This window comes from Streptomyces sp. NPDC051913 (assembly GCF_044593635.1).
Taxonomy (GTDB): Bacteria; Actinomycetota; Actinomycetes; order Streptomycetales; family Streptomycetaceae; genus Streptomyces.
This window is the reverse complement of record NZ_JBIUCI010000005.1, coordinates 14,082-26,659: the sequence shown is the minus strand read 5'-3', so window position 1 is coordinate 26,659 and position 12,578 is coordinate 14,082. Positions and strand designations below refer to the sequence as shown.

Below are 12,578 nucleotides of genomic sequence, written 5' to 3'. Positions count from 1 at the left end.
CGGGAGGTTCAGCCCTGCTCGCCCAGCAGTGTGAGGAAGTCCCGGAAGGCGCCCGGCATGTCGACCGACTCCGGGTCCAGCAGCCACTGGTACTGAAGCCCGTCCATCACCGCCACCAGCAGTGGTGCCGTGCGCTCGGGCGTCAGTCCGTTCGGCAGCAGGTCGCCGTACTCGGCGCGCAGCACCGCCGCCATGTTCTCCCGCACCTTCGCATAGCGCTCGGTGAAGTAGCCGCGTGCCGGGTGCCCTTCGGTGACGCTCTCGCCGAGCAGCGCCGAGAAGGTCTGGATGATGCCGGGCCGCATCGCGTTGTACTCCACGAGCGAGACGAGCAGATCGACCCGCCACTGGGTGTCCGGCACCGCGTCCCACTGGTCCCGCTCGGTGAGCACGGCGACCAGCAGCGCGTCCTTCGTCGGGAAGTGGTGCAGCAGCCCCTGCTGGGTCAGTCCGACCCGTTCGGCGACGGCGGCGAGGCTGGCCGCCCGGTAGCCGCGCTCGGCGATCACCTCCAGGGCCGCCCGCACGATCTCCGCGCGCCGCTCCTCGCTCCTGACCCTGGCGTTCATGAACTCACCGTACGACATGACCGTACGACGAATATAACGTAGAGGTAACGAAACCTACCGACCTACAGGTAACGGGTGCACGATGGAGGGACCGCACGGACCAGAACCCAGGAGGACCCCATGGCGGGCACCCACTCCCACACCCCGGCCGACCAGGCCCGCGAGGCGGCCGTAGAAGCCGCCCTCGGCAAGCTCGACCTGGACGCCAAGGCCCGGCTGCTCTCCGGCCAGGACATGTGGACGCTGCCCGCCCTGCCCGAGATCGGTCTGAAGTCCCTCGTGATGTCCGACGGCCCGATCGGCGTCCGGGGTGTGCGCTGGACCGCCGACGACCCGTCGATCGCACTGCCGTCCCCGACCGCCCTCGGCGCCACCTGGGACCCCGAACTCGCCCGCCGCGCAGGCGTCCTGCTCGCCCAGGAGGCCCGCCGCAAGGGCGTCCACGTGCTGCTCGCGCCGACCGTCAACCTGCACCGCTCCCCGCTCGGCGGCCGCCACTTCGAGGCCTACAGCGAGGACCCGTACCTGACCGGTCTGATCGGCTCGGGCTATGTGACCGGCGTCCAGTCCGGCGGCATCGGCACCACCGTCAAACACTTCGTCGCCAACGACGCCGAGACCGACCGCTTCACCGTCGACAACCTCGTCTCCGAACGCGCCCTGCGCGAGCTGTATCTGCGGCCCTTCGAGCTCATCGTCGAGAACGCCCACCCCTGGGGCATCATGACCGCCTACAACCAGGTCAACGGCGTCACCATGACCGAGCACCACCACCTGGTGAACGGGATCGCGCGCGGCGAGTGGGGCTTCGACGGCTACAACGTCTCCGACTGGATGGCCGCCCGCTCCACCAAGGGCGCCATCGAGGGCGGCCTCGACGTCGCCATGCCCGGCCCGCGGACCGTGTACGGCCCCGCGCTCGCCCAGGCCGTGCGGGACGGCGAGGTCGAGGAGGCCAAGGTCGACGCCGCCGTCCGCAACGTCCTGCGGCTCGCCGCCCGCGTCGGCATCCTGGCGGACGCCGAACCCGTCGTCACCGAACTCCCCGACCCCGTCGACGGCGAGGCCCTGGCCCGCGAGATCGCCCGCCGCGCCTTCGTGCTGGTCCGCAACCAAGGCGCCCTTCCGCTGAGGTCCGGGAGCGTCGCCCTCCTCGGCGCCGCCGCCCGCGACGCCCGCGTCCTCGGCGGCGGCTCCGCCACCGTCTTCCCGGCCCGCATCGTCTCCCCGCTCGACGGCCTCGGCGCGGCCCTGCCCGACCTCACGTACGCCGTCGGCGCCGACCCGAACACCGAACTCGCCGTCGCCGACAAGGGCTTCACCCTGCGCGCCGTCTGCCGGGACGCCGACGGCAACGTCCTCGGCACCGGCTCCGCGCCCAACGGCCAGATCCAGTGGATGGGCGACGACCTGCCCGAGGGCGTCACCCACGACACCCTCCACACCATCGAACTGACCGGCACCTTCACCCCGCGTGACACCGGCACCCACACCTTCGGCATCAAGGGCGTCGGCGCCTTCACCCTCACCGTCGACGGCACCACGTCCTTCGACGACCTCCAGCTCCCCGCCGACACCAGCGACCCCTTCGAGGCCTTCTTCGGCTCCCCGGTGCCCCGCGGCGAGGCCGAACTGACCGCGGGCAAACCGGTCGAGGTCTCCCTCACCCATGTCTTCCAGCTCCCCGAGGACTTCCCCTTCAAGGTCATCGCGTTCGCCCTCGCCCACCAGGAGCCGCAGCGCGACCCCGACGAGCTGATCGCCGAGGCCGTCGAGGCCGCCCGGAACGCCGACACGGCCGTCGTCGTGGTCGCCACCACCGACCGCGTCGAGTCCGAGGGCTTCGACCGCAAGGACATGCGCCTCCCCGGCCGCCAGGACGACCTGGTCCGCGCCGTCGCCGCCGCCAACCCGAACACGGTCGTGGTCGTCAACGCGGGCTCCCCGGTGGAGCTCCCGTGGCGCGACGAGGTCGCCGCCGTCCTGCTCAGCTGGTTCCCCGGCCAGGAGGGCGGCGCGGCCCTGGCGGACGTCCTCACCGGCGCCCACGAGCCCGGCGGCCGGCTCCCCACCACCTGGGGCTCCCTGGACGCCGCCCCGGTCACCCAGGTCACCCCGCAAGACGGCCGGCTCCGCTACACCGAGGACGTCTTCATCGGCTACCGCGCCTGGACGAAGGAGGGCCGCACCCCCTCGTACCCGTTCGGCCACGGCCTCGGCTACACCGACTGGGCCTACGAATCCGTCGAGGTCACCGGTACGACCGTCAGGGTCCGCGTCCGCAACACCGGCGGGCGCGCCGGCCGTGAGGTCGTCCAGGTCTACCTCGCGCCCACCGGGACGGGCGACCGCCCGGAGCGCGTCCTCGCCGGCTTCGCCGCGGTCGAGGCGGCCCCTGGCGAGACCGTCGAGGCCACGGTGGAGATCCCCCGCCGGGCCTTCGAGACCTGGAGCGAGGAGGAGGGGGCGTGGTCGTTTGTGAAGGGTTCGTACGAGATCCAGGTCGGGCGGTCGATCACGGACCGCCGACTCACCGAGACGATTAACGTCTGATCCGGGACAAGTCTCCCCATGAGCAGCCCCGGCCCGGGACCTGACACCCGGGCCGGGGCAAATGCCTTACCGGGACCTCTGCTTTCCCGGAACCTCAGCGCGTGCCGAACGCGTACACCGTCTCCGAACGGAAGACCTCGCCCGGCCGCAGGACCGTGGTCGGGAACGCGGGCTGGTTGGGGGAGTCGGGGAAGTGCTGGGTCTCCAGCGCGACACCGTCACAGGGGGCGAAGGGCTCGGGCAGATGGTCGGCGGTGTAGAGCTGGAGCCCCGGCTCGGTGGTCGAGACCGTCAGGACGCGGCCGGAGGAGGGATCGTGCAGCTCGGCGACCTCGACGGGAGTGTCCGTCACCCCCTTGTCGAGCACGAAGTTGTGGTCGTAGCCCGACCCGGTCTTGCGCCCCTCCCGGAAGTCGAACCGCCCGCCCGTCACCTCCTCCAGCACCCCCGTCGGAATCAGGTCCGCGTCCACCGGCGTGTACCGGGAGGCGGCCAGCCGCAGCTCATGACCGCCCGCGTTCCCGGACCCGGCCAGGTTGAAGTAGCTGTGGTTGGTGAGGTTGACGACGGTCGGCGCGTCCGTCGTGGCCTCGTAGGAGATCCGCAGCGCCCCGTCGGCGTCCAGCGCATAGGTCGCGGACACCTCCAGCCGCCCCGGGAACCCCTCCTCCCCGTGCGGACTGACCCGCGACAGCCGCAGCCCGTGCTCACCGACGGGCGCGACGTCCCACACCCGCTTGTCGAAGCCGCGCTCCCCGCCGTGCAGGGAGTTGGGCGCGGGGTTGAGCGCGAGGGCGTACGTCGCTCCGTCCAGCGGGAAACGCCCCCCGGCGATCCGGTTCGCGAACCGGCCGATCAGGGCGCCGAAGTAGGGCCCGGTGTGCGTGAGATAGCCGTCCAGGTCCGCGAACCCCAGCACCACGTCCGCCGTCCGCCCGTCCCGGTCGGGCACCTCCACCGACTGCACGATCCCGCCGTACGACAACACCCGCACCCGCACACCGGAGCGCTCCAGGGTCCACCGGTGAACCGGGGTGCCGTCGGGAAGTGTGCCGAAGAGTTCGTTCATGTGCGGAACTTTAGGTCACCCGGCTGTGGCGGTGACCTTCCGGTACGCCATCTCGGCCAGCCGGGCCTGCCCGTTCACACTCGGGTGGAACCAGTCCCAGTGGCTCAACTGGTCGGTGCCGAACCGGTACGCGTAGACCGCGCCGCCGTCGAAGCGGCACCGCTCGTCCTTCGCGCACACCTCCGCCAGCACCTCGTTGTACGCCTCCACCCGGTCCTGCACGGTGTCCCGCCGCTCGGTCGCCGCCGCGGCCAGATCGTCGGGGTCGCCCAGCATCGACGGGCAGATGCCCAGCTTCCACACCTGCTTGCCCAGCTCATTGGTCCGCCCCTGCGACCACAGCCGCTTCAGGTCCGGCACGCTCGCCACATACACCTGCGCCTTCGGCGCCGCGGCCCGCAGCGTGTCCATCGCCTCCTCGAACTGCGCCCGGAAGTCGGCCACCGACGTCATCGCCGCGGCGGTGTCCCGGCACGCGTCGTTGGCCCCCGCCATCACCGTCACCAACTCCGGCTTGCGCGTCGCCGCCTGCGCCATCTGCCCGGCGAGATCGGCCATCCGCGCCCCGGTCACCGCGTAGTTCCAACTGGCCGAGGCCGCCTTCGCCCGCCCCAGCAGCCGCACGGCGAGACTGTCGACCTCGGCACTGCTGCCGGTCGCCCAGGACGCCTCCGTGCAGTCCTTGAGCAGCGCACACGCGTCGAAACCCCGGGTGATGGAGTCGCCGACCGCGGCGAGGGACGCCGGGCTGCGGTCCCACAGGGACGTCGGCGACGGGGACGGCTTCGCTCTGTGCGCCGCGGCGCCGGACGGCTCCGACGCGTTGCCACCGACGGCGTCGCACCCCGCGGCGCCCAGGACGGTCGCCGTCACGACGGCGAGTACGGCACGCGAACGACGGCTTCCCATCCCCTGGTGACCTCCTCGGTCGACATGCGCTCTCCCGCGAACTTCGTCCCCCTCCATGACAACGCACGGGAGTTCCCGACCCGCTCCCGCGCAACGCCGCGGCCCGCTTCTAGCGTCCTGCCGGGTGAATGGCGGGCGTTTCACGGCATCGGGACCGACGGTACGTCACACTCCTTGCGCCACCGCACGGTAGCCTCGCCATCAACGTGGCTGCCGCCACCGCCACTCATCTCGTCCGCACAATGGTCCCGCTCTGCCCGGAGGTCCCGGTGACGACACGTGGAGTTCTGTACGTGCACTCCGCTCCGCGCGCGCTGTGCCCGCACGTCGAGTGGGCCGTCGCCGGAGTCCTCGGCACGCGCGTCAACCTCGACTGGATCCGGCAGCCCGCGGCCCCCGGCACCTGGCGCTCGGAGTTCTCCTGGCAGGGCCAGGTCGGCACCGCCTCCAAGCTCGCCTCGGCCCTCAGAGGCTGGCACCTGCTCCGCTTCGAGGTGACGGCCGAGCCCTGCTCCACCGCGGAGGGCGAGCGCTACAGCTGCACCCCCGACCTCGGCATCTTCCACGCCGTCACCGGCATCCACGGCGACATCCTCATCCCCGAGGACCGTCTGCGCGCCGCCCTGAGCCGCTCCCAGCAGGGCGAGACGGACCTGGAGGCCGAGATCGCCAAACTCCTCGGCAAGCCCTGGGACGACGAGCTGGAGCCGTTCAGGTACGCCGGTGAGGGAGCACCGGTGCGCTGGCTGCACCAGGTGGTCTAGGAATCGCGGACATGCCGAAGGGCCCCCACCGGCCGGTGGGGGCCCTTCAGTTACGTACGAACGTGTCTCACACGGTCCGGAACGCCAGCACCACGTTGTGCCCGCCGAAGCCGAACGAGTCGTTCAGCGCGGCGATACGGCCCTCCACGGGCAGCTTGCGCGCCTCCCCGCGGACGACGTCCGCGTTGGCCTCCGCCTCCGGGTCGAGGTTCTCGACGTTGATGGTCGGCGGGGCGAGACGGTGGTACAGGGCGAGAATCGCCGCGACGGACTCGACACCACCGGCGCCACCCAGCAGATGGCCCGTCATGGACTTCGTGGCGGACACCGCGAAGTGGTCGGTGTCGTCGCCGAACACCTTGCGCAGCGCCTTCAGTTCGGCCACGTCACCGGCCGGCGTCGAGGTCGCGTGCGCGTTGACGTGCACGATCTCCGCCGGGTTCAGGTCGGTGTTGTCGAGCAGGTTCTGCAGGGCGTGGGCGATGCCCCGGCCCTCCGGCTCGGGCTGCACGATGTCGTGGCCGTCGGCGGAGATGCCCTGGCCCACGGCCTCGGCGTACACGCGGGCACCGCGCTTGGCGGCGTGCTCCGCGGACTCCAGGACGATGACGCCGGCGCCCTCGCCGAGGACGAAGCCGTCGCGCGCGGTGTCGTAGGGACGCGAGGCGCCCTGCGGGTCGTCGTTGTTCTTGGACATCGCCATCATGTTGCCGAACGCGGCGATGGGCAGCGGGTGGATCGCCGCCTCCGTGCCACCCGCGACGACGACGTCGGCGCGGCCGGTGCGGATCATCTCGATGGCGTAGCCGATGGCCTCGGCGCCCGACGCGCAGGCGGACACCGGGGTGTGCACACCGGCACGCGCGCCCACGAGGAGACCCACGTTGGCGGACGGGCCGTTCGGCATGAGCATGGGGACGGTGTGCGGGGAGACGCGGCGGACGCCCTTCTCCTTCAGCACGTCGTACTGGTCGAGCAGCGTCGTGACGCCACCGATGCCGGAGGCAATGACCGCGCCGAGACGGTCGGGGTCGACGCTGCGGTCCTCACCGGCCTTGGCCTCGAACCCGGCGTCCGCCCACGCCTCCTTGGCCGCGACCAGCGCGAACTGCGCCGAGCGGTCCAGCCGGCGGGCCTGCGGCCGGGGGATGACCTCGGTCGGCTCCACGGCGACGGGCGCCGCGATACGGACGGCCTGGTCGGCCGCCCACTCCTGCTCCAGGGGCTTCACACCGGACTTGCCGGCGATCAGACCCTCCCAGGTAGAGGCTGCGTCGCCACCCAGCGGTGTGGTTGCGCCGATACCGGTGACGACCACGGTGCGATTGGTCGGGCTCACGGGAAATCTTTCTCCAAGTATCACGAGGATTCAGCGGCGCCACCGCCGGGTGGCGGGGCCTGCGCAGCCGGGCCTAAGCGGTGGCTCAGGCCTGGTGCTTGAGGATGTAGTCGGTCGCGTCGCCGACCGTCTTGAGGTTCTTGACGTCCTCGTCCGGGATCTTGACGTCGAAGCGCTCTTCGGCGGCGACGACGACCTCGACCATGGACAGCGAGTCGACGTCCAGGTCGTCGGTGAAGGACTTGTCCAGCTGGACGTCCTCGACCGGGATGCCGGCGATCTCGTTCACGATGTCGGCGAGACCGGCGACGATCTCTTCCTGAGTGGCGGCCATGTGAGGCGCTCCTTCTTCTTGATCCAGAGGGTGTGGCAGATGGTGCTTCCCGCACCGGACCAGGTGATCCGGCACGGAGTGCCTAGGGGAGGGTAACGACAGTGGCGGCGTAGACGAGACCCGCCCCGAAGCCGATGACGAGCGCGGTGTCGCCGCTCTTCGCCTCGCCGGTCGCCAGGAGCCGCTCCATCGCGAGCGGGATCGAGGCGGCCGAGGTGTTGCCGGTGGTGCGCACGTCGCGGGCGACCGTGACATGCTCCGGCAGCTTGAGAGTCTTCACCATCGAGTCGATGATCCGCTCGTTGGCCTGGTGCGGAATGAAGACGTCCAGGTCGTCCGGGCTGATTCCGGCCGCGTCCAGCGCCTGCTGGGCGACCTTCGCCATCTCGAACACGGCCCAGCGGAACACCGCTTGGCCCTCCTGCGTGATCGCAGGGAACTTGGCTACCGAGCCCTCGCGGTAGTCGGTCCACGGCACGGTCTGCTTGATCGTCTCGGACTTGTCGCCCTCGGAGCCCCAGACGGTCGGGCCGATGGCCGGCTCCTTCGCGGGACCCACGACGACCGCGCCGGCCCCGTCACCGAACAGGAAGGCCGTCGCGCGGTCCTCCAGGTCGGTCAGGTCGGACAGCCGCTCCACGCCGATGACCAGGACGTACTCCGCCGAACCCTCGACGATCATGCCCTTGGCGAGGGTCAGGCCGTAGCCGAAACCGGCGCAGCCCGCGGAGATGTCGAACGCGGCGGCCTTCCGCGTGCCCAGCTTGTCGGCGATCTCCGTCGCCACGGCCGGGGTCTGCTTGAAGTGCGAGACGGTCGAGACGATCACGCCGCCGATCTGCTCGGCTGAGATCCCGGCGTCGGCGATGGCCTTGCCTGACGCCTCGATCGACATGGCGGCGACGGTCTCCTCGTCGTTCGCCCAGTGCCGGGTCTCGATGCCGGAGCGCGAACGGATCCACTCGTCGGAGGAGTCGATCGTCTCGAGGATCACCTCGTTGGGCACGACCCGGGTCGGACGGTAGCCGCCCACGCCCATGATCCGCGCGTACGGGGCGCCCTTGCTGGGCTTGATCTTCGACATTGCTCGTTGGCTCCTTTTCAGGCGCTCTGCTCGGCGATGAGCTCGCGAGCGGCGTCGAGGTCGTCGGGGGTCTTGAGGGCCAGCGTCTTGACGCCGGGCAGCGCGCGCTTGGCGAGGCCGACCAGCGTGCCGCCGGGGGAGACCTCGATGATCGCGGTCGCGCCGAGCTCCTTGAAGGTCTCCATGCACAGGTCCCAGCGGACCGGGTTGGCGACCTGGCCGACCAGCCGTGCCAGCACCTCGGTGCCGGTGGCGACGGTCCGCCCGTCCTTGTTGGAGACGTAGGGGAGCGTCGGGTCGGCGGGCGTGACGGCCTCGGCGGCCTTCGCCAGCGCGTCGACCGCGGGCGCCATGTGGTGCGTGTGGAAGGCGCCGGCCACCTTCAGGGCGATGACCTTGCGGACGCCCTCGGGCTTGTCCTCGTTCAGCGCGGCGAGCTGCTCCAGCGTGCCGGCGGCCACGATCTGGCCCGCGCCGTTCACGTTCGCCGGCGTCAGGCCGAGTTTCTCCAGGTGCGCGACGGAGGTCTCCGGGTCGCCGCCGAGCAGCGCCGACATTCCGGTCTCGGTGACCGCGGCGGCCTCGGCCATGGCGAGCCCGCGCTTGCGTACGAGGGTCAGCGCGGCGGTGTCGTCGAGGACACCGGCGAGGGCGGCGGCGGTGAACTCACCGACGGAGTGGCCCGCGACCGCGCCCGGGGCGACGGCACCGAGTGCCGAGGCGGACAGGATCCCGGCCGCGACCAGGAGCGGCTGGGCGACAGCCGTGTCCCGGATGGCGTCCGCGTCGGCCTGTGTGCCGTAGTGGGCGAGGTCCAGGCCGATGGCGTCCGACCACGCGGCGACGCGGTCGGCGGCACCGGGGAGTTCGAGCCAGGGAGTCAGGAAGCCGGGCGTCTGGGCGCCCTGGCCGGGAGCGACGAGTACGAGCACTCTCACACTCTCTCTTGTGGACGGCCATGGCCGCCCGTGGGGACAGGGACGAAGAACACGAGGGGGTTTTGTGGACCCCCGACAAAAGGCTAGAGCGGGAGATCCCCGTCGGCCAGACGCCCCAGGATCAGCGCGATCCGCAGCGTGAACGCGGAACGTACGTCCGAAGGCGACCAGCCGGTGACGTCAGTCACACGTCGAAGCCGGTAGCGCACGGTGTTGGGATGGACGAAGAGCATCCGGGCCGCGCCTTCGAGACTGCTCGCCTGTTCGAGATAGACGGAGAGCGTCTCCAGAAGCGCCGATCCGGCCTCCTCCAGCGGTCTGTAGATCTCCTCCACCAGTTGCTCGCGAGCGCTGGGGTCACCGGCCATCGCGCGCTCCGGGAGGAGATCGTCCGCGAGGACCGGGCGCGGGGCGTCCTGCCAGGCGGAACAGGCCTTCAGCCCGGCCGCGGCGGCCTGTGCGGACCGGGTCGCGGCCAGCAGGTCGGGCACGACGGGCCCGGCGACCACCGGCCCCGCCGCATAGGGCCCGATCAGCGACTTGGCGACGGCGATCGGGTTGTCGCTGCCGCCCGCGATGACGACGAGCCGGTCCCCGAGGACACCGGTGAGCACCTGGAGCTTGGCATGCCGGGCGGCCCGCCGGATCGCCTCGACGGTCAGCTCGGAGTCCCCGTCGGGAGCGGTGCCGAGGACGACACACACATGTTCGGGAGCGTTCCAGCCGAGCGCGGCGGCGCGGCTGACCGCCCCCTCGTCGGCCTCGCCGCTGAGCACGGCGTTGACGACCAGTGACTCCAGACGCGCGTCCCAGGCACCCCGTGCCTCCGCGGCCTGGGCGTACACCTGGGCCGTGGCGAAGGCGATCTCCCGGGCGTAGACGAGGAGGGCCTCCCGCAGAATGCCCTCGTCGCCGGGAGCGGCCACCTCGTCGATGGCGGACTCCATGACCTCGATGGTGGTGCGCACCATCTCGACGGTCTGCCGCAGGGTGATCGCCCGGGTCAGCTCGCGCGGAGCGGTCCCGAAGACGTCGGTGGAGATGGCCTGCGGAGCGTCGGGATACCGGAACCACTCGGTGAAGGCCGCGATACCGGCCTGGGCGACGAGACCGATCCAGGAACGGTTCTCCGGGGGCATGGCCCGGTACCACGGCAGCGTCTCGTCCATCCGCGCGATGGCCTGCGCGGCGAGCGACCCGGACGACCTCTCCAGCCTCTTCAGGGTCGCGGAGTGCGAGTGGGCGGCGGCTGCGGCGGCTGCGGTGTTGCCGGTTTCGGGTTCGGGCACGGGACAAGACTGCCTTATCCGGACGGGAGCATGCGCTGGCGGGGTCCGGGACGGGGTCTACGGTGGGGTCCGTGATGGACGTGCGACGCGCCGACGAGCGCTATCCAGGGGGCGACCGGGCGGCCGGAATCGACTCCCGTCACGCCTTCTCCTTCGGCTCCCACTACGACCCCGACAACCTCCGCTTCGGCGCGGTGATCGCCTGCAACGAGGAGCGTCTCGCCCCCGGCGCCGGCTTCGACGAGCACCCGCACAGCCACACCGAGATCGTGACCTGGGTGGTGGAGGGCGAGCTCACGCACCGCGACAGCGCGGGCCATGAGACGAAGGTCCGCCCCGGAGACGTCCAGCGCCTGAGCTCCGCGGGCGGCGTCCGGCACGTCGAGCGCAACGACGGCGTGGAGCCGCTGACCTTCCTCCAGATGTGGCTGGCCCCCCGCGACCCCGGCGGCGACCCCTCGTACGAGATCGTCCGCGGCATCGCCGACTCCACCCCGTACGCCGTCCCCGGGGCGGCCGCGATGCTCCACGCACGGAGGCTGGGGCCGGGGGAGCGAACGGCGGTGCCCGACGCCCCGTATGTCTACGTCCATGTCGTACGCGGTGAAGTGCGGCTGGACACCGAGGAGTTGGGCCCCGGCGACGCGGCCCGGATCACCGACGCCGAGGGGCTGGACGCGGTGGCCGTGACGCGAGCCGAACTGCTGCTGTGGGAGATGGCCTAGGTCGTGTCCGCAAAGTCCCGCCTGCCGGGAGCCGCCATGCACGCACTCTCGCCGCACCGGGCACGAACCCACGTACAACCAGTACGCGGGTTCGTGCCCGGCACGCCGAGAGCAAGCACCTGACGCCGCCCGGCCCGCCCTCCGGGCGGACGACGGGACTTTACGGACACGACCTAGCGGCCGCTGATCTCGGCGAGCACGGCGTCGGTGAAGGGCGGCCACGCCTCGACCGCCCACGGCCCGAACGCCCGGTCCGTCAGCGCCACGCAGGCGGCCCCCGCGGCCGGGTCGATCCAGAGGAACGTACCGGACTGGCCGAAGTGCCCGAAGGTGCGCGGGGAGGACGAAGAGCCCGTCCAGTGCGGGGACTTGGAGTCGCGGATCTCGAAGCCGAGGCCCCAGTCGTTGGGGTTCTGGTGGCCGTAGCCCGGCAGGACACCCTTGGTGCCCGGGTACTGGACGGTCATGGCGTCGGCGACCGTGCGCGGGTCGAGCAGCCTGGGCGCCTGCACCTCGGCCGCGAACCGGACGAGATCCTCGACGGTCGACACCCCGTCCTTCGCCGGAGAGCCCTCCAGACTCGTCCCCGTCATCCCCAGCGGCTCCAGCACCGCCTGGCGCAGATACTCGGCGAAGGGGATGTCCGTCGCCTTGGCGATGTGGTCGCCGAGCTGCTCGAACCCGGCGTTGGAGTACAGCCGCCGCTCCCCGGGCGGCGCCATCACCTTGTGCTCGTCGAAGGCCAGCCCGGAGGTGTGGGCGAGCAGATGCCGAACCGTCGACCCGGCGGGTCCCGCCGCCTCGTCGAGCTCGATCGCCCCCTCCTCGTACGCGACGAGCGCCGCGTACGCCGCGAGCGGCTTGGTGACCGAGGCCAAGGGGAAGCGCCGGCCGGCCGGCCCCTGCACGCCGAGCACCGTACCGTCGGCCCGCACCACCCCCGCCGCAGCGGTGGGAACCGGCCAGTTCTCGATCAGCGCGAGGCTCTTCAACGACATGCCGCCG

At 71.5% G+C, this 12,578-nt stretch carries 12 protein-coding genes; 3 read left to right on the top strand and 9 right to left on the bottom strand.

Annotated features, from left to right (window positions below; genetic code table 11):
• Positions 1-8 precede the first annotated feature (8 nt).
• The gene (locus ACIHIX_RS16165; RefSeq protein WP_399955696.1) at positions 9-587 is read right to left on the bottom strand and encodes a TetR/AcrR family transcriptional regulator; all 579 of its coding nucleotides are present in this window, start codon (positions 585-587) and stop codon (positions 9-11) included.
• Positions 588-689: 102 nt separating this feature from the next.
• Between ACIHIX_RS16165 and ACIHIX_RS16160 the strand changes: the two genes are divergently transcribed.
• Positions 690-3,122, top strand: coding sequence for a glycoside hydrolase family 3 protein (locus ACIHIX_RS16160; protein ID WP_399955693.1), 2,433 nt, complete (start codon positions 690-692; stop codon positions 3,120-3,122).
• 94 nt (positions 3,123-3,216) lie between these two features.
• On the opposite strand, the gene ACIHIX_RS16155 is transcribed toward ACIHIX_RS16160, so the two are convergent.
• Both ACIHIX_RS16155 and ACIHIX_RS16150 read right to left on the bottom strand, forming a co-directional pair.
• Positions 3,217-4,191 (bottom strand): aldose epimerase family protein, encoded by a 975-nt coding sequence (locus ACIHIX_RS16155; protein WP_399955691.1) that lies wholly within the window; start codon positions 4,189-4,191, stop codon positions 3,217-3,219.
• 15 nt (positions 4,192-4,206) lie between these two features.
• Positions 4,207-5,100 (bottom strand): SGNH/GDSL hydrolase family protein, encoded by an 894-nt coding sequence (locus ACIHIX_RS16150; protein ID WP_399955688.1) that lies wholly within the window; start codon positions 5,098-5,100, stop codon positions 4,207-4,209.
• A 269-nt stretch (positions 5,101-5,369) separates the two neighbouring features.
• On the opposite strand from ACIHIX_RS16150, the gene ACIHIX_RS16145 reads away from it, so the two are divergent.
• A complete protein-coding gene (locus tag ACIHIX_RS16145) occupies positions 5,370-5,864 on the top strand; it encodes a DUF3145 domain-containing protein (protein WP_399955685.1) in 495 nt (164 codons plus the stop codon).
• 67 nt (positions 5,865-5,931) lie between these two features.
• On the opposite strand, the gene fabF is transcribed toward ACIHIX_RS16145, so the two are convergent.
• The 5 genes from fabF to fasR all read right to left on the bottom strand — a co-directional run bounded on the left by fabF (position 5,932) and on the right by fasR (position 10,848).
• The gene (fabF, locus tag ACIHIX_RS16140; RefSeq protein ID WP_399955683.1) at positions 5,932-7,203 is read right to left on the bottom strand and encodes a beta-ketoacyl-ACP synthase II; all 1,272 of its coding nucleotides are present in this window, start codon (positions 7,201-7,203) and stop codon (positions 5,932-5,934) included.
• Between the two features lie 85 nt (positions 7,204-7,288).
• Positions 7,289-7,537, bottom strand: a complete 249-nt coding sequence (locus ACIHIX_RS16135; RefSeq protein WP_015660680.1) for an acyl carrier protein — start codon at positions 7,535-7,537, stop codon at positions 7,289-7,291.
• A gap of 82 nt (positions 7,538-7,619) precedes the next feature.
• Positions 7,620-8,621, bottom strand: a complete 1,002-nt coding sequence (locus ACIHIX_RS16130; RefSeq protein ID WP_399955680.1) for a ketoacyl-ACP synthase III — start codon at positions 8,619-8,621, stop codon at positions 7,620-7,622.
• Positions 8,622-8,638: 17 nt separating this feature from the next.
• A complete protein-coding gene (locus ACIHIX_RS16125) occupies positions 8,639-9,553 on the bottom strand; it encodes an ACP S-malonyltransferase (protein ID WP_399955677.1) in 915 nt (304 codons plus the stop codon).
• 89 nt (positions 9,554-9,642) lie between these two features.
• A complete protein-coding gene (fasR, locus tag ACIHIX_RS16120; protein WP_399955674.1) occupies positions 9,643-10,848 on the bottom strand; it encodes a fatty acid biosynthesis transcriptional regulator FasR in 1,206 nt (401 codons plus the stop codon).
• Positions 10,849-10,922: 74 nt separating this feature from the next.
• Between fasR and ACIHIX_RS16115 the strand changes: the two genes are divergently transcribed.
• The gene (locus ACIHIX_RS16115) at positions 10,923-11,573 is read left to right on the top strand and encodes a pirin family protein (protein WP_399957261.1); all 651 of its coding nucleotides are present in this window, start codon (positions 10,923-10,925) and stop codon (positions 11,571-11,573) included.
• Between the two features lie 173 nt (positions 11,574-11,746).
• On the opposite strand, the gene ACIHIX_RS16110 is transcribed toward ACIHIX_RS16115, so the two are convergent.
• Positions 11,747-12,571, bottom strand: coding sequence for a serine hydrolase domain-containing protein (locus ACIHIX_RS16110; RefSeq protein WP_399955671.1), 825 nt, complete (start codon positions 12,569-12,571; stop codon positions 11,747-11,749).
• Between the last annotated feature and the right edge of the window lie 7 nt (positions 12,572-12,578).